This is a genomic window from Pseudomonas protegens (genome assembly GCF_003363755.1).
Taxonomy (GTDB): domain Bacteria; phylum Pseudomonadota; class Gammaproteobacteria; order Pseudomonadales; family Pseudomonadaceae; genus Aquipseudomonas; species Aquipseudomonas danubii.
Genome location: NZ_CP031396.1, coordinates 1,794,626 through 1,810,617 on the forward strand (window position 1 = coordinate 1,794,626; position 15,992 = coordinate 1,810,617).

13 protein-coding genes, 3 tRNA genes and 1 riboswitch are annotated in these 15,992 nt (G+C 59.7%); of the genes, 2 read left to right on the forward strand and 14 right to left on the reverse strand.

The genetic code is table 11. From position 1 onward, the window contains the following. Positions 1–145 precede the first annotated feature (145 nt). Positions 146–472 carry an Arc family DNA-binding protein gene (locus DWF74_RS07715; protein ID WP_016968184.1) on the forward strand — a complete coding sequence of 109 codons (327 nt, stop codon included), beginning with the start codon at positions 146–148 and terminating at the stop codon, positions 470–472. 111 nt (positions 473–583) lie between these two features. Here DWF74_RS07715 and mgtE read toward each other — a convergent pair whose 3' ends face one another. The 8 genes from mgtE to ltaE form a co-directional block, all read right to left on the reverse strand. Then, positions 584–2,026: a magnesium transporter gene (mgtE, locus tag DWF74_RS07720; protein ID WP_102860692.1), complete on the reverse strand. Its 1,443-nt coding sequence runs from the start codon at positions 2,024–2,026 to the stop codon at positions 584–586. Positions 2,027–2,436: 410 nt separating this feature from the next. Continuing rightward, positions 2,437–2,513 (reverse strand) — tRNA-Arg (locus DWF74_RS07725). Between the two features lie 72 nt (positions 2,514–2,585). Then, positions 2,586–2,662: transfer RNA gene (locus tag DWF74_RS07730), tRNA-Arg, on the reverse strand. Positions 2,663–2,769: 107 nt separating this feature from the next. Further along, positions 2,770–2,860 (reverse strand) — tRNA-Ser (locus tag DWF74_RS07735). A 62-nt stretch (positions 2,861–2,922) separates the two neighbouring features. Then, positions 2,923–3,111, reverse strand: coding sequence for a carbon storage regulator CsrA (csrA, locus tag DWF74_RS07740; protein WP_002554426.1), 189 nt, complete (start codon positions 3,109–3,111; stop codon positions 2,923–2,925). Positions 3,112–3,299: 188 nt separating this feature from the next. Further along, positions 3,300–4,541, reverse strand: a complete 1,242-nt coding sequence (locus tag DWF74_RS07745; protein WP_102860691.1) for an aspartate kinase — start codon at positions 4,539–4,541, stop codon at positions 3,300–3,302. A gap of 97 nt (positions 4,542–4,638) precedes the next feature. Then, a complete protein-coding gene (gene alaS / locus DWF74_RS07750) occupies positions 4,639–7,263 on the reverse strand; it encodes an alanine--tRNA ligase (protein WP_115580706.1) in 2,625 nt (874 codons plus the stop codon). A 146-nt stretch (positions 7,264–7,409) separates the two neighbouring features. After that, positions 7,410–8,414: a low-specificity L-threonine aldolase gene (gene ltaE, locus DWF74_RS07755; RefSeq protein ID WP_102860689.1), complete on the reverse strand. Its 1,005-nt coding sequence runs from the start codon at positions 8,412–8,414 to the stop codon at positions 7,410–7,412. Positions 8,415–8,635: 221 nt separating this feature from the next. Next, positions 8,636–8,806, forward strand: a riboswitch (FMN riboswitch). A gap of 121 nt (positions 8,807–8,927) precedes the next feature. Between ltaE and DWF74_RS07760 the strand changes: the two genes are divergently transcribed. Then, the gene (locus DWF74_RS07760; RefSeq protein ID WP_102860688.1) at positions 8,928–9,437 is read left to right on the forward strand and encodes a 6,7-dimethyl-8-ribityllumazine synthase; all 510 of its coding nucleotides are present in this window, start codon (positions 8,928–8,930) and stop codon (positions 9,435–9,437) included. 63 nt (positions 9,438–9,500) lie between these two features. Here DWF74_RS07760 and astE read toward each other — a convergent pair whose 3' ends face one another. From astE to aruF, 6 genes are all read right to left on the reverse strand, one after another. Continuing rightward, the gene (astE, locus tag DWF74_RS07765; protein ID WP_115580707.1) at positions 9,501–10,511 is read right to left on the reverse strand and encodes a succinylglutamate desuccinylase; all 1,011 of its coding nucleotides are present in this window, start codon (positions 10,509–10,511) and stop codon (positions 9,501–9,503) included. Between the two features lie 12 nt (positions 10,512–10,523). Further along, positions 10,524–10,811: a topoisomerase II gene (locus tag DWF74_RS07770; RefSeq protein ID WP_102860686.1), complete on the reverse strand. Its 288-nt coding sequence runs from the start codon at positions 10,809–10,811 to the stop codon at positions 10,524–10,526. A gap of 57 nt (positions 10,812–10,868) precedes the next feature. Next, positions 10,869–12,215 carry an N-succinylarginine dihydrolase gene (gene astB / locus DWF74_RS07775; protein ID WP_115580708.1) on the reverse strand — a complete coding sequence of 449 codons (1,347 nt, stop codon included), beginning with the start codon at positions 12,213–12,215 and terminating at the stop codon, positions 10,869–10,871. 142 nt (positions 12,216–12,357) lie between these two features. Continuing rightward, on the reverse strand, positions 12,358–13,827 hold the full coding sequence (gene astD, locus DWF74_RS07780; protein ID WP_162884154.1) for a succinylglutamate-semialdehyde dehydrogenase: 1,470 nt from the start codon (positions 13,825–13,827) through the stop codon (positions 12,358–12,360). Next, positions 13,824–14,849: an arginine N-succinyltransferase gene (astA, locus tag DWF74_RS07785; RefSeq protein ID WP_016968175.1), complete on the reverse strand. Its 1,026-nt coding sequence runs from the start codon at positions 14,847–14,849 to the stop codon at positions 13,824–13,826. The genes astD and astA overlap by 4 nt, the downstream gene beginning before the upstream one ends. A gap of 85 nt (positions 14,850–14,934) precedes the next feature. After that, positions 14,935–15,954 carry an arginine/ornithine succinyltransferase subunit alpha gene (gene aruF, locus DWF74_RS07790; protein WP_102860683.1) on the reverse strand — a complete coding sequence of 340 codons (1,020 nt, stop codon included), beginning with the start codon at positions 15,952–15,954 and terminating at the stop codon, positions 14,935–14,937. Positions 15,955–15,992 lie beyond the last annotated feature (38 nt).

A 15,992-nucleotide genomic window follows, 5' to 3' on the forward strand; every position in this document is an offset into this window, starting at 1 on the left:
AATTGACGCCAAGGATCTGGCAATTTTGAGGCATGATGCGGGCCTCTTAACAATTCAGGTTGAACATTTGGCAATCAGGCTTGTCCTAAAAGACAGCTCGCGGCCAATTCCGAGAACCGCTCCCCTGAACTAACCGGTTAAATATATGCGCCCATTGAAACAGGCAATTTATTCCAGCCGTACGGCTGACAAGTTCGTCGTACGTCTACCCGACGGGATGCGTGAACGCATTGCCGAGGTGGCTCGCAATCATCACCGCAGCATGAACTCCGAAATCATCGCGCGCCTGGAGCAGAGTCTTATTCAGGAAGGTGCCTTGGGTGAAGAGTTGAGCATGCGTCTGGACAGCCCTGAGCTGTCCTTGCATGAACGCGAACTGCTTCAACGCTTCCGCCAACTTTCACATCGCCAGCAGAACGCTTTGGTTTCGCTGATCGCCCATGACGCCGAAATGGCCGCAGACGCCAACTGATTTCACCCTGAAAGCTCAAGCCAGCCTAGTTGCTGGCTTTTTTTTGCCTGCGATAAAAGCAACGAAGCGCCATAAAGGCGCTTCGCGAATAAACCGATGTGCAAGGCTGGCTCAAAGCAGGAAGATCGTCGCCAAACCAAGGAAGATGAAGAAGCCGCCGCTGTCGGTCATGGCAGTAATCATTACGCTGGCGCCCATTGCCGGGTCACGCCCCAAGCGCGCCAGTGTCATGGGGATCAGGACCCCCATCAGGGCTGCCAACAGCAGGTTCAAGGTCATCGCGGCGGTCATCACCACTCCCAACGACCAACTCCCGTAAAGCATGTAAGCAACAACACCGATCACTCCCCCCCAGACCAGACCATTGATCAGGGCTACAGCCAGTTCCTTGCGCATCAAGCGTGAAGTATTGCCGGTACTCACCTGGTCCAGGGCCATGGCCCGGACAATCATGGTGATGGTCTGATTACCCGAATTGCCGCCGATACCGGCAACAATCGGCATCAAGGCCGCCAGTGCTACCAACTTTTCGATAGAACCTTCGAACAGACCAATCACTCGGGATGCGACAAACGCCGTGATCAGATTGATTGCCAACCAGGCCCAACGGTTGCGCAAAGACTTCCAGACCGAGGCGAAGATATCCTCCTCTTCCCGCAGACCGGCCATATTGAGGACTTCGGTCTCGCTTTCCTCACGAATCAGGTCGACCATTTCGTCAATGGTCAAACGGCCAATCAGCTTGTCGTTCTTGTCGACCACCGGAGCCGAGATCAAGTCATAACGCTCAAATGCCTGAGCCGCATCGTAGGCATCTTCATCCGGATGAAAGCTCACCGGGTCGCTGGCCATGACTTCCGCGACCTGCTTGTCCGGATCATTGACCAGTAGGCGCTTGATCGGCAGCACCCCCTTGAGCACGCCGTCATAATCCACCACAAACAGCTTGTCGGTATGGCCCGGCAGTTCCTTGAGACGACGCAGGTAGCGCAGAACCACTTCAAGACTGACGTCCTCTCGAATCGTCACCATCTCGAAGTCCATCAGCGCACCGACCTGCTCCTCGTCATAGGACAACGCGGAGCGAACGCGTTCACGCTGCTGGCCGTCAAGGGCCTCCATCAACTCATGGACTACGTCTCGCGGCAGCTCGGGAGCCAAGTCAGCAAGTTCGTCGGCGTCCATCTCCTTGGCTGCAGCCAGGAGCTCGTGATCGTCCATGTCGGCGATCAGGGTTTCACGCACGGAGTCGGATACTTCGAGAAGAATGTCGCCGTCACGCTCAGCCTTGACCAACTGCCAAACGGTCAGGCGCTCTTCCAGAGGCAGGGCTTCAAGGATATAGGCAACGTCGGCAGAGTGCAGATCATCAAGCTTGCGCTGCAATTCGACGAGATTTTGCCGATGGACCAGGTTCTCGACCCGATCGTGATGGTGACCTTCCTGACGGTGTGTCAGGTCTTCAACCACCCGCTGGCGCTGCAGCAGCTCAACGACTTGAGCGAGGCGGTCTTGCAGGCTTTCCTGCGTTTTCTTTACTTCTACTTCGGTCATAGGCGAACTCCACTCCCAGCAGAGGAGCACGCCGGAAGGATCAATCAGTCAGTCAGTTCATGATTGTGAAAACGGGATACTGAGTAACTACTGGGTAAGTCCATGGAGGTATTCCACAAGCCCCGGCGGGGCTGACGGGCGCAATGATACACCGCTTGGCAATTTTAAATGTTAAAAAATCGCGGCAAGAACAAGCGCTTGCGGCATAAACCTGAGTAGCGTCCGAATCTATGAGATTGCGACGCCCCGGCAGAAAAAGAAAACACACACGCAGAGAAAAAAGTTCGGCGACAGACAGGGCATTCGACTTCCGAAGATCAAAGCTGTTCCAGCCGGACGAGCAAAAAGAGCGACAAATAAAACGCAGAAAGCAAAAAGCCCGCATCTTTCGATGCGGGCTTTCTGATGTATGGTGCACTCGACAGGATTCGAACCTGTGACCGCTCGGTTCGTAGCCGAGTACTCTATCCAGCTGAGCTACGAGTGCATTTTGTGTTTTTAGACCAGACCACAACTGGTTGAAGCCAAGTTAACTACATTACTGCAACTAACTCTTAAATGGTGCACTCGACAGGATTCGAACCTGTGACCGCTCGGTTCGTAGCCGAGTACTCTATCCAGCTGAGCTACGAGTGCATTTGTTGCCGCGCATTATAGGCCGTTAAATCTTTTTGTAAAGCACTTTTTCTAGTAATTTCAACAACTTACAGAAAAAGCCAGATTACAACGTACTAAACAAATAATGGCGGAGAACGGGGGATTCGAACCCCCGACACCCTTTTGAGGTGTACTCCCTTAGCAGGGGAGCGCCTTCGGCCACTCGGCCAGCTCTCCGCAACACGGGGCGTATATTAACCAGCTTTCTCCCCGTTTGCAAACAAAAAAAACGATAAAAATTAATGGCTTGGTTCTTCGTCCTTCTCTTTCTTTATCCGCAGGTAAATTTCCTCACGGTGAACCGCCACTTCTTTGGGGGCGTTGACACCAATACGCACTTGATTACCTTTGACGCCGAGCACGGTCACAGTGATCTCGCCATCACCAATGATCAGGCTTTCTGCGCACCGACGAGTCAGAATCAGCATACCTATCTCCTCACGCATTACATTTTCAGGGACTACAGTCTGCAAAAAAAAGGGTGTCGGCCTACAACCTGGTCGGCTGCAGTCCTACACGCCTAAGTATTGACTAGCACGGGCAAAAGAACAGTTTTCTCCCGCGCCGATCAAAAACACAAAGGGCGCGGTCAGACCGCGCCCCTTTCAAACACTTATCACTCGCCCTGGCGGGCTGGAGCGTCAAGCTCAAACGCGGTGTGCAGCGCACGCACTGCCAGTTCCAGGTACTTCTCTTCGATCACTACCGAAACCTTGATTTCGGAAGTGGAGATCATCTGGATGTTGATGCTTTCCTTGGCCAGGGCTTCAAACATGCGGCTGGCCACACCCGCGTGGGAGCGCATGCCGACACCCACGATCGAGACCTTGGCAATATTGGTATCACCGACCACTTCACGGGCACCGATCTCACGAGCGGTGTTTTCCAGCACAGTCTGAGCCGCCAGGTAGTCATTGCGGTGCACGGTGAAGGTGAAGTCGGTGGTGTTATCGTGCGAGACGTTCTGCACGATCATGTCGACTTCAATGTTCGCCGCACTGATCGGGCCGAGAATCTTGAAGGCCACGCCAGGATTGTCTGGCACGCCACGGATAGTCAGCTTGGCTTCATCGCGGTTAAAGGCGATGCCGGAAATGATCGGCTGTTCCATGGATTCCTCTTCATCAATAGTAATGAGGGTGCCCGGACCCTCCTGAAAGCTGTGCAACACGCGCAGCGGAACGTTGTACTTGCCAGCAAACTCGACCGCGCGGATCTGCAGCACCTTGGAACCGAGGCTGGCCATTTCCAGCATTTCTTCGAAGGTGATCTTGTCCAGACGCTGAGCCTTGGGTACCACACGTGGATCAGTGGTATAGACGCCATCTACGTCGGTATAGATCTGACACTCATCAGCCTTTAGGGCCGCTGCCAGCGCCACACCAGTAGTGTCGGAGCCGCCACGCCCCAGCGTGGTGATGTTGCCGTGCTCGTCAACGCCCTGGAAACCGGCAACCACAACCACACGGCCGGCCTTCAGATCACCACGAATCTTCTGATCATCGATCTGCAGGATTCGCGCTTTATTGTGAGCACTATCGGTAAGAATACGTACCTGGTTGCCGGTGTAGGACACCGCAGGAATACCACGCTTGATCAACGCCATGGCCAGCAACGCAATGGTCACTTGCTCGCCGGTGGAGACGATCACATCCAGCTCACGGGGAACCGGTTTAGCTTCGCCACTGATCTGCTTGGCCAGATCGATCAGGCGGTTGGTTTCGCCACTCATCGCCGACAGCACAATCACCAGGTCATCGCCGGCTTCGCGGAACTTCTTCACCTTGTCGGCGACCTGCTCGATCCGCTCGACAGAGCCGACCGAAGTGCCTCCAAATTTCTGTACGATCAAAGCCATTTTCTAAGCCGCCTCAGCCCGTAAAGGGGCGCCCGTTAATCAATCAAACTGCACAGCGCATGGACCCGCCACTAGACGACGGGCCCGGCTCGGCGCCTTAAATACCCTGTTCGACAAATGGCACGGTCAGGGCCAGTGCCGCATCCAGCGCAGCAGCATCAACACCACCGCCTTGAGCCATGTCTGGACGACCACCACCCTTCCCGCCCACTGCCGCAGCGGCTTGTTTCATCAAATCACCGGCTTTGAGTTGGCCAGTCAGGTCCTTGGTTACACCTGCAACCAGTACGACCTTTTCCTCATGGACACTGCCGAGCAGGATCACTGCGCGACCGAGTTTGTTTTTCAACTGATCCACCAGCGCCAACAGCGCCTTGCCGTCCTGGCCATCAAGACGCGCAGCCAACACTTTCACGCCCTTGACGTCTGCCGCCTGGGCGGACAGATCGTCACCCGCAGCGCTGGCAGCCTTGGCCTGCAACTGCTCGAGCTGCTTCTCCAGCAGACGATTGCGCTCCAGCACCGCCGACAGCTTGTCGATCAGGTTGTCGCGACTGCCCTTGACCAGGGTCGCCGCTTCCTTGAGTTGTTCTTCCGCAGCGTTCAGGTACGCCAGGGCCGCAGCACCGGTGACCGCTTCAATACGCCGCACACCGGAAGCCACGCCGCCTTCGCTGGTGATCTTCAGCAAGCCGATGTCGCCGGTACGGTTGGCGTGAATGCCACCGCACAGCTCCACCGAGAAATCACCGCCCATGCTCAGTACGCGCACGCTGTCGCCGTACTTCTCGCCGAACAGCGCCATAGCGCCCTTCTTCTTGGCGGTGTCGATGTCGGTTTCTTCGGTTTCCACCGCAGTGTTCTTGCGAATCTCGGCGTTTACGATGTCTTCCAGCGCCTTGATCTGCTCAGGCTTGATCGCTTCAAAGTGGCTGAAGTCGAAACGCAGGCGCTGACTGTCCACCAGAGAGCCTTTCTGCTGTACGTGCTCGCCCAGTACCTGGCGCAGTGCGGCGTGCAGCAAGTGGGTGGCCGAATGGTTCAGCGAAGTGGCGTGACGCACGTCGGCGTCGACCTGAGCATCGACTGCAGCCCCCACGATCAGACTGCCCGACGCTAGTACGCCGTGGTGCAGGAACGCACCGCCGGTCTTGGTGGTGTCGCGCACATCAAAGCGCGCATTGCCGGCCTGCAGGTAACCGCAGTCACCGATCTGTCCGCCGGACTCGGCGTAGAACGGAGTCTGGTCGAGAACCACAACCCCCTCTTCGCCTTCATTCAGTACGTCGACCGATTGCCCTTCTTTATAGAGAGCGACCACTTTGGCCGAACCGCTGGTGGCGTGATAGCCGGTGAACTCGGTGGCCACATCGACCTTGACCAGGCTGTTGTAGTCCATGCCGAAGGAACTGGCGGAACGGGCACGTACCCGCTGGGCTTCCATCTCGCGCTCGAAACCTTCCTCATCGAGGGTCAGGCTGCGCTCACGGGCGATGTCACCGGTCAGGTCCATGGGGAAACCGTAGGTGTCGTAGAGCTTGAACACCACGTCGCCCGGCACTACCGAGCCTTCGAGTGCCGCCAGGTCCTGCTCGAGGATCTTCAGACCCTGCTCCAGGGTCTTGGCGAACTGTTCTTCTTCAGCTTTCAGCACGCGTTCGATATGCGCCTGCTGGGATTTCAGCTCTGGGAAGGCTTCGCCCATTTCGGCCACCAGGGCCGCGACGATCAGGTAGAAGAAGCTGCCCTTGGCCCCCAGCTTGTTGCCGTGACGGCAAGCGCGACGAATGATCCGGCGCAGTACGTAGCCACGGCCTTCGTTGGATGGCAGTACGCCATCGGCAATCAGGAAGCCACAGGAACGGATGTGGTCAGCCACGACTTTAAGCGAAGCCTGGGCATCGTTGGTGCAACCGATGGCCTTGGCCGCTGCGTCCAGCAGGCTCTGGAACAGGTCGATTTCATAGTTCGAATGCACATGCTGCAGCACCGCGCTGATCCGCTCCAGGCCCATGCCGGTGTCCACCGACGGTGCTGGCAGGGGGTGCAGCACGCCATCGGCGGTGCGGTTGAACTGCATGAACACGTTGTTCCAGATTTCGATGTAACGGTCACCGTCCTCTTCAGGCGAACCGGGTGGGCCGCCCCAGATATCGGCGCCGTGATCGTAGAAAATCTCGGTGCAAGGGCCGCAAGGGCCAGTATCGCCCATGGTCCAGAAGTTGTCGGAAGCGTAGGGCGCGCCCTTGTTGTCACCGATGCGCACCATGCGCTCGGCCGGCACCCCGACCTCTTTGGTCCAGATGTCGTAAGCCTCATCGTCGCTGGCGTAAACCGTGACCCAGAGCTTTTCCTTCGGCAGGTTCAGCCACTTGTCGGAGGTCAGGAAGGTCCAGGCGAACGTGATGGCGTCACGCTTGAAGTAGTCGCCGAAGCTGAAGTTGCCCAGCATTTCGAAGAAGGTGTGGTGACGAGCGGTATAACCGACGTTTTCCAGGTCGTTGTGCTTGCCGCCGGCGCGGACGCACTTCTGGCTGCTCACAGCGCGGGTATAAGCGCGCTTTTCCTGGCCCAGGAAGCAATCCTTGAATTGGTTCATCCCCGCGTTGGTGAACAGCAGGGTGGGGTCGTTGCCTGGGATCAAGGAGCTGGAGGCTACACGGGTGTGGCCTTGCTCTTCGAAGAAGCGGAGGAAGGCTTCACGGATTTCTGCGCTTTTCATTAGGTTCTTCCACGGAGACTGCGGCCAAAGGCCTGTGCGCAACGTCAACAGACGAAACGACGGCAAAGGGCCGCATTATATCGGCGTTAATCACTTGGTACAGCGTGTTTGTACGATACAAACAGTCAATTGGACGGAGAACACTGTCAGTTACGGGAAAACTCGGCAAAAGTGCGCACCACTTGTTCGATTTGCCCGGAACTGACATCCAAATGGGTCACCAGACGCAGCCGTGACGCGGCACTGAGGCTGATCCCTCGCTCAGCGGCGAACGCCTTGAGGGCTTCGGCCCTATCCCCCATCTGCACATACACCATATTGGTCTGCACCGGCTCGACACTGAAGCCCGCCTGGCTCAGCCCCTGGGCCAGCAGTTGCGCATTGGCATGGTCATCCGCCAGACGCTGTACCTGATGCTCCAGGGCATACAGCCCCGCTGCCGCCAGCCCACCGGCCTGGCGCATGCCACCGCCGACCATCTTGCGCAGGCGCCGCGCCTTGCCGATCAGTTCACGGGAGCCGCACAACACCGAGCCCACTGGCGCACCGAGTCCCTTGGACAGGCACACCGATACCGAATCGAAGTGTTCGGTGATCACCCGGGCATCCACCCCCAGCTTCACCGCCGCGTTATACAAGCGCGCACCATCCAGGTGCAGGGCCAGCCCCCGCTCACGGGTAAAGGCCCGGGCCTGGGCCAGGTAAGCCAGGGGCAGCACCTTGCCCTGCATGGTGTTTTCCAGGGCCAGCAAGCGTGTGCGGGCAAAATGAAAGTCATCGGGCTTGATCGCGGCCGCCACCTGATCCAGGTCCAGGGAACCGTCGGCCTGTAGCTCCAGCGGCTGAGGCTGGATCGATCCCAGCACCGCGGCACCACCTCCTTCATATTTATAGGTGTGGGCCTGCTGGCCGACGATGTACTCATCGCCTCGCTCGCAGTGGGCCATCAAGGCCAGCAGATTGCTCATGGTGCCGGAAGGTACAAATAGGGCCGCGGCAAATCCCAGGCGTTGTGCCAGTTCCGCCTCCAACTGATTGACCGTCGGGTCTTCGCCGTAGACATCGTCTCCGGTACGGGCGCAAGCCATGGCCTCGAGCATGCCGGGAGTCGGCTGGGTCACGGTGTCACTACGAAGATCGATCACGCTCATCACATCTGGCTCCAACTACGGGGGACCGCAAGGTCCGCGCTGAACAGGGGGAATTCCCTTTCGAAACGAATTACTGCGGCCCCACGGCCGATTAATCAAGCAGCAACTGTAGAAAACCTTGTGCCACAGGGTGAAAAATCTGATGAACATTATCCAAAAGGCACAATGCTTCCCCGCCAAATCTGTGTTAAAAACTCACCGCCCGCGAAAAACTCGCGGGCAATCGTTCTCAGGGCGGGGTGTAATTCCCCACCGGCGGTAATTGCGCGCAATGTGCATAGCCCGCGAGCGCTTGGCGATGCCCGTGGCAAGTCCACAGGTGCCAACAAGGTCAGCAGACCCGGTGTGATTCCGGGGCCGACGGTCATAGTCCGGATGAAGAGAGAACGGGATTGGCGCCAAAGGGCCGCTGCCGGGCAGCTCGTGGGAAATCCACGGCCGTTCTGCGCGCACCCTTAAATCCCATTCGATTCATATACGCCCTGTTTTTCATACAAACAGGAGTCAGAACAGATGCAACCCACCGCAATCGATAGCAAAAGCAAACACCACCCCAACGAGCGTATCGCCTTTATCCAGGCCTGCTGGCACAAGGAAATCGTCGATCAGAGCCGCCAGGGTTTCGTCGCGGAAATGCTCGCCCAGGGTTATCAGGAAAGCGATATCGACTTCTTCGAAGTCGGCGGCGCCTTCGAGATTCCTCTGCACGCCAAACTGCTGGCCAAGTCCGGTCGCTACACCGGGATCGTCGCTGCGGGGCTGGTGGTGGACGGCGGCATCTACCGCCATGAGTTCGTCGCCCAGTCGGTGATCAGCGGCCTGATGCAGGTGCAGTTGGAAACCGAAGTGCCGGTATTCTCCGTGGTGCTGACCCCGCATCACTTCCACGCAGGCGAAGAGCATCAGAAGTTCTTCTTCGAGCACTTCGTGCACAAGGGCCAGGAAGCGGCAAAGACCTGCGCCGATACCCTGCAGAAAGTTCGCGCCCTGCGCCGTAACGAGCAGCGTGCGGTAGCGGTTTAAACGTTAGCGATATCGCCGGCAAGCTGGCTCCTGCGGGGGCTCGGCTTGTCGGCGAACGCTCCTTCAGGCCAGGCCGTCAGCCGATGCCGGCACAATCAGAATCCCCGCACGCAGGCCGTTCTTGACCTTGGGATTGGGAAAAATGATCCGCGCGCCCTCTTCCTCAATGACCCAACGGGTCTGGGCGATATCCTCGGCCAGCAGGTAACCCACTTCCAACTCGGAAAAGTTCTCGACGTCCGCCGGCAAATGCAGGTGGAAGCTGTCGCTGTGCTTGATGATTTCCCGCGCCACGCTGAACAGTTTCAAGCCATTGAGGGTGTCCTGTTCGGGCTCTGGCTCGGTGCCTTCGATGATGTGCTTGAGACGGGTTTCCAGGCGCTCGACATTGACCCCCTGGTTCTGCCCGAACGGCCGTGCCTTGCCCAACTCCAGGGTGAAGGACTCGGCCCCCAGCTGATCGTAGGTGTAGGCGCTGAAGACAATGGAAGGCTTGTTCTGCAGCAGCACCGCCTCCATACCCGCCGCCCGCAGGCGCGCCAGTTCACGGCGCGAATGCTGACGCCCATCCTTCCACGGATAGAGGGCAAACTGCTCGATCTTCGAGCCACGGATCGCCGTGTGCAGATCGTAGTGCAAGCGTTCGCGCCCCGGCAGGTTGAAGAAGCTCGCCGCCAGACGTTCCAGCTCGCAAGCCCTCAGGGCTTCGAAACCACTGCTCAATTCATGCCGACCGTTGAACAGCCGATTGACGTCCTGCTCGACGAATCGCTCGCCACGGCGCATGGCCTCGGGGTTGCCGAACAGGAACAGAATGCGCGCCCTGGGCTTCAAATCGCCCCGGGCAATGTCATGCAACAAACGGTCGAGCAGCTCGATGGGGGCTGTCTCGTTGCCGTGGATACCGGCGGACAGCAACAGGTCCAGACCGTTATCCCGAGCTTCAGGCGGCCGTACTTCCAGGGCGCCCTCGCTCAGCCAGCGCATGCGCACGCCGTCGACAGTCAGTTGAGTCTTCTCTGCCGGTTCACGGCCGGCGAGGGTCAGTTCAAGCAGTTTGCCGAGGGCGAGCATAAAGCGGCTTCCTTAGTGAGCGTGACCGCAGTCAGGGCCATGCACGTGATCATCTTCACCAGCGTCGGCCGGTTCCATTTCCAGTTGCAGGCTGACCAGGTTGGTTGCCAGCGGACGCAGCAACAGGCTGGCGTATTCGGCATCGCCCTCTTCCACGTCCACGCCGATCAGCAATTGGCCACGGCCGTCCTGCTGGATCCACACTTCCTTGCCCTGCCACAGCACCGCGAAGCGGGTGCAGGAGGTTTGCAGTTGGGTGCCGTCGGTGTCTTCAAGGATCAGTTGCAGGGTATCGCTCATGGGGGTCGTTCTCATCTGGGGTGAAGCGGCGCGCCCGGGATCGCCGGGCGCGGGCTTTCAATTGATCTGGAAGGGATAAACCGCGCCCAGTTTAAGGATTTGCGTCAGTTCATCCAGTGCCGTCCGGCATTCAAGCAACAGCTGCGGGTCCGCCAGATCACTTTCACTGAGGCGGTCGCGGTAGTGCTTGCCGACCCACTGGGTCAGGGTGTCGTACAACGGCGCGGTCATGATAACCCCAGGATTGACTGCCGCCAGCTCGGTTTCATTCAGCGCCACTCGCAGACGCAGACAAGCGGGGCCACCGCCGTTCTGCATGCTCTGCTTGAGATCGAAAACCTTCACTTCGCGGATCAGGCCACCCGAGCTGGTGAGGCTTTGCAGGTACTGCCAGACCCGCTCGTTGCTGCGGCATTCTTCCGGCACGATCAGCAGCATCGAACCATCGGCACGGGACAGCAGTTGGCTGTTGAACAGGTAGGAGCGCACGGCATCTTCCACCGTCACCTGCGAGCGCGGCACACAAATCGACTGGAAGTTGCCGCCGCGCTTGCCCAGTTTGCCCTGCAGTTCAGCGAGCATCTTCTCGGTCTCGAGGAAGGCGTCCTCGTGATAGAACAGCACCTCGCCATTGCCCACGGCGATCACGTCGTTGTGGAACACGCCCTGGTCGATCACCGAGGGATTCTGCTGGGCATAGACCACACCCTCCTCGCTCAGGCCATGCAGACGCGCCACGGCTTGCGAGGCTTCCAGGGTCTGACGTGCCGGGTACTTCTGCGGTGCCGGGTAGCGGTTGTCGAACGCGCTGCGACCGAAAACGAAGAACTCGACACCGGCCTGGCCGTAATCACGGCAGAAGCGGGTGTGGTTGGCCGCGCCTTCATCACCGAACTGCGCCACCGCCGGCAACGCGGCGTGATGGGCAAAGTGTTTCTGGTCGGCGAACATCGCCCCCAGCACACGGCTGGTGGTCGGATGCTCGATGCTGCGGTGGTATTTGCAGTTCAAGTTGGCGGCGGTGAAATGCACGCGGCCATCGGCGGTGTCGGCACTCGGGCTGACGGTGGCGGCGTTGGCCACCCACATGCTCGATGCCGAGCAACTGGCGACCAGCAAGGGCATCGCCTGCTGGGCGGCTTGCTGGATGACTTGCGCATCAGTCCCGGCAAAACCCAGTTTGCGCAAGGCCGCAACATCAGGCCGCTCCTGCGGGGCGAGCACGCCTTGCTGGAAGCCCATGTCCATCAGCGCTTTCATTTTCGCCAGGCCCTGCAGCGCCGCTTCCTTGGGATTGGAGCCCTGCTGGCTGTTGCTCTGGGAGGCGACGTTGCCGTAGGACAAACCGCCGTAGTTATGGGTCGGCCCCACTAGACCGTCAAAATTGACTTCATAGGATTTCATCAGCGAGGCTCCACGAATCTGTTTGTTATAGGCATCGGTATTTACACAGGGCGCGCGTTTCGCGCTCGTTCGCCAGCCAGCCGGCTCCTACATATCTGCAAGAGCCGGCTGGCCGGCGAAGAGACCATAAAGGCCTCTCGAATCAGGACAAGCGCACACCCGGCGTCAACGCGCTCGGCAGCACCAGGCTCGGGGTTTCCAGGGAAGCCACCGGATACGCGCAGTAATCCGCCGCGTAATAGGCACTGGCCCGATGGTTGCCCGAAGCCCCAACACCACCAAACGGCGCGCTGCTAGCGGCACCGGTCAACTGTTTGTTCCAGTTGACGATCCCGGCACGGCTCTGCAGCCAGAACTGCTGGTAACGCTCGGCAGAATCCGACAACAGACCGGCAGCCAGGCCGTACTGAGTGTTGTTGGCCTCGGCAATGGCCCCATCGAAATCAGCGTAGCGGATCACTTGCAGCAAGGGCCCGAACAGCTCTTCATCGGGACGCTCAGCCACTGCCGTCACATCCAGAATGCCTGGGGTCAGCAAAGCGGCCTGAGCCTGGGGCTGGGTCATTTCCAGCAAGGCCACGGCGCCATTGGCCAACAGTTGCTGCTGCGCGTCCATCAGCGCGCGAGCGGCGCCCAGGGAAATCACCGAACCCATGAACGGCGCCGGCTGCTGGTCATAGGCACCGACATCGATGCTCGCGCTGACCGCCACCAGGCGCGCCAGCAACCCATCACCCCAGGCGCCTTGTGGCACCAGCAGGCGGCGGGCGCAGGTGCAGCGCTGGCCGGCCGAAATGAAGGCCGACTGGATGATGGTGTACACCGCCGCATCCAGATCAGCGACCTGATCCACCACCAGCGGGTTGTTGCCGCCCATTTCCAGCGCCAGGATCTTGTCCGGACGCCCGGCAAATTGCTGGTGCAGATGATTGCCGGTGCGGCTGGAACCGGTGAAGAACAAACCATCGATACCCGGATTGGCGGCCAGGGCGATACCGGTTTCCCGGGCGCCTTGCAGCAGGTTGAGGACGCCTGCCGGCAAGCCGGCTTCGATCCAGCACTGCACCGTCAGCTCGGCGACTTTCGGCGTCAGCTCGCTGGGTTTGAACAGCACGCTGTTGCCCGCCAGCAGCGCGGGAACGATGTGCCCGTTAGGCAAGTGCCCCGGGAAGTTGTAAGGGCCGAACACCGCCACCACGCCGTGGGGCTTGTGTCGCAGCACAGCGGTGGCGTCGCCCAAGGGGCCGCTCTTCTCGCCGGTGCGCTCGCGGTAGCTTTGCACCGAGATGGCGATCTTGTTGACCATGCTGGTGACTTCGGTGGCGGCTTCCCACAGCGGCTTGCCGGTTTCCTCACCGATGCAGCGGGCCAGTTCGTCGGCCCGCGCCTTCAGGCTGGCGGCAAAGGCCTCGAGCACGCTGATGCGCTCTTCCAGAGAGCGCTTGGCCCAGGCTGGAAACGCCTGGCGGGCGGCCTGCACGGCGCTTTCCACTTGCGCGGCCGTGGCGCCGTTACCGGACCAGATAACCGCCTGGGTCACCGGATTGACCGAGGTGAAGGCTTCGCCCTGGCCGGCCAGCCATTGGCCAGCGATGTACAGCGTGCTCATTATTTCGACTCCCGAGAAGCAGACAGCGGAACCGCGCGGACCTGGTCGCCGGCGTTGAGTTGCAGGCGTTTGGCGGTCAGAGGATCAACCACCAAGGTGCCCGCGGCGAAGCGTGCAGGCGCCGCAGTGATGCGGCAGTCCTCGCGTTTACGGTTGTGGATCAGGAACGGCGTGGCGTCGTCGCCTGGGGTGCCGATGGCCAGCACCAATGCCTGGCTGTCACGTACCGCGCGGATCTTGCTGGTCTCGCACTCCACCGCCGGGCCGGCGTCGAAGATGTCGACATAGCCCTGGTAGCTGAAACCTTCACTCTTGAGCATGGCCAGGGCCGGCTCGGTGTCGGTGTGGACCTTGCCGATCACGTTGCGTGCATCCTCGGACAGGAAGCAGGTGTACAGCGGAAACTTGGGCATCAGCTCGGCGATGAACGCCTTGTTGCCGACCCCGGTCAGGTAATCCGCCTGGCTGAACTCCATCTTGAAGAAGTGCCGGCCCAGGCTCTCCCAGAATGGCGAACGACCATTCTCATCAGACATGCCGCGCATCTCGGCAATGATCTTGTTGCCGAACAGCTGCGGGAACTCGGCAATGAACAGCATCCGCGCCTTGGCCAGCATGCGGCCGTTGAGGCCGGTGCGGTAATCGGCATGCAGGAACAGCGAGCACAGCTCGGAGTTGCCGGTCAGGTCGTTGGCCAGGAACAGCGTGGGGATCTCGCGGTAGATGTTCAGCTCCTGGGAGGCGCTGACCGTCAGGCCGACCCGGAAGTTGTACCAGGGCTCGCGCAAGCCGACGGCGCCGGCGATGGCGGAAATCCCCACCACCCGGCCGTTGTCGTCTTCCAGCACAAACAGGTAGTCCGCATCGCCACGCTCGGCTTCGCCGCGAAAGGTCTTTTCCGCCCAGCCAACCCTGTGAGTCAGGCGCTCTTCGTTGGCCGGCAAGGTGGTGAGGCCGGTGCCGGTGCTGCGGGCCAGGTCGATCAGCGCGGGTAAATCGCTGCTGCGTACGGGACGAACGATCATGCTATCTCCTCAGACGCAGGCCGCTGATGGCCTGCGCGAAACTCGCTGCTTTCCAGGCATGCTTTCCAGGTAATGGAAGCAGGCTTTAAACCGCCACCAGACGCACGCTGGCACCTTCGCCGACGCCCAGGGCTTCGGCGGCTTGCAGATCCAGGGTGACCGGTTTGCCCGGGGCGTAATCCAGCTCCAGCAACACCGCGCGGTAATCCTGCAACTGACCGTTGGACACCAGGTACTGACGACCACCGCCCTTGAGCGCTTCGCCAATCTTCACTGGCACCACGCGACTCTGGGCAATGGAGCGGATTCCCGAAACCCGTGCATGCAAGGTCGGACCGCCGTCGAAAATGTCGATGTAGTGATCGGTCTCAAAACCTTCGCGCATCAGGATGTCGAAGGTGATCTGCGCCCGCGGGTGCACCTGGCCCATGGCTTCCTGGGCGGCGTCCGGCAGCAGCGGCACGTAGATCGGGTAATGAGGCATCAGCTCGGCAAGGAAGGTCCGGCTCTTCAGGCCGCACAGACGCTCGGCCTCAGCGTAGTTGAGGTCGAAGAAATTACGCCCGATGGCGTCCCAGAACGGCGAATCACCGTGCTCATCGCTGTAGCCGACGATCTCGGTCACCACCGAATCGGCGAAACGCTCCGGGTGGCTGGCAACGAACAGCAGGCGGCCCCGGGAGTTGAGCTCCGACCAGGGCGATCCCACCAGCTCCGGCACCACATAGAAACTGGTCAACAGACTGTTGCCGGTCAGGTCGTGGCACTGGGACAGGACGTGAATCTTGTTATGGATCTTCAGCTCGCGGGACGCATGGACAAAGGTTTCATTACGGAAGCTGTAGAACGGCTCGGAATAACCGGCGGACGCGACGATGGCCGAACACCCCACCAGCTTGCCGCTGTCGGTGTCTTCCAGGACGAAAAAGTAGCTTTCCTCACCGTTGAAGCTCACTTCAGCAGCGAACGAAGCCTCGCTTGCAGCGATCTTGTCGCTCAAGCGGTCCACATCGTCCGGCAAGGAGGTGACACCAATCGGGCTGTCTGCAGCCAGACGCTGTACCTCGCCCAGATCAGCCATTTGCGCGGGGCGCATCACCAGCATGGTGTCACTCCTTACTCTAAAACAGGTCGGAAACCGTC

What these genes read in the sequence shown, in the direction of transcription:
- csrA (WP_002554426.1), bottom strand. Translation starts at nt 3,111, where the DNA reads ATGCTGATTCTGACTCGTCGGTGCGCAGAAAGCCTGATCATTGGTGAT.
- aruF (WP_102860683.1), bottom strand. Translation starts at nt 15,954, where the DNA reads ATGCTGGTGATGCGCCCCGCGCAAATGGCTGATCTGGGCGAGGTACAG.
- mgtE (WP_102860692.1), bottom strand. Translation starts at nt 2,026, where the DNA reads ATGACCGAAGTAGAAGTAAAGAAAACGCAGGAAAGCCTGCAAGACCGC.
- alaS (WP_115580706.1), bottom strand. Translation starts at nt 7,263, where the DNA reads ATGAAAAGCGCAGAAATCCGTGAAGCCTTCCTCCGCTTCTTCGAAGAG.
- DWF74_RS07745 (WP_102860691.1), bottom strand. Translation starts at nt 4,541, where the DNA reads ATGGCTTTGATCGTACAGAAATTTGGAGGCACTTCGGTCGGCTCTGTC.
- ltaE (WP_102860689.1), bottom strand. Translation starts at nt 8,414, where the DNA reads ATGAGCGTGATCGATCTTCGTAGTGACACCGTGACCCAGCCGACTCCC.
- DWF74_RS07770 (WP_102860686.1), bottom strand. Translation starts at nt 10,811, where the DNA reads ATGAGCGATACCCTGCAACTGATCCTTGAAGACACCGACGGCACCCAA.
- astB (WP_115580708.1), bottom strand. Translation starts at nt 12,215, where the DNA reads ATGAAATCCTATGAAGTCAATTTTGACGGTCTAGTGGGGCCGACCCAT.
- astE (WP_115580707.1), bottom strand. Translation starts at nt 10,511, where the DNA reads ATGCTCGCCCTCGGCAAACTGCTTGAACTGACCCTCGCCGGCCGTGAA.
- DWF74_RS07760 (WP_102860688.1), top strand. Translation starts at nt 8,928, where the DNA reads ATGCAACCCACCGCAATCGATAGCAAAAGCAAACACCACCCCAACGAG.
- astA (WP_016968175.1), bottom strand. Translation starts at nt 14,849, where the DNA reads ATGATCGTTCGTCCCGTACGCAGCAGCGATTTACCCGCGCTGATCGAC.
- DWF74_RS07715 (WP_016968184.1), top strand. Translation starts at nt 146, where the DNA reads ATGCGCCCATTGAAACAGGCAATTTATTCCAGCCGTACGGCTGACAAG.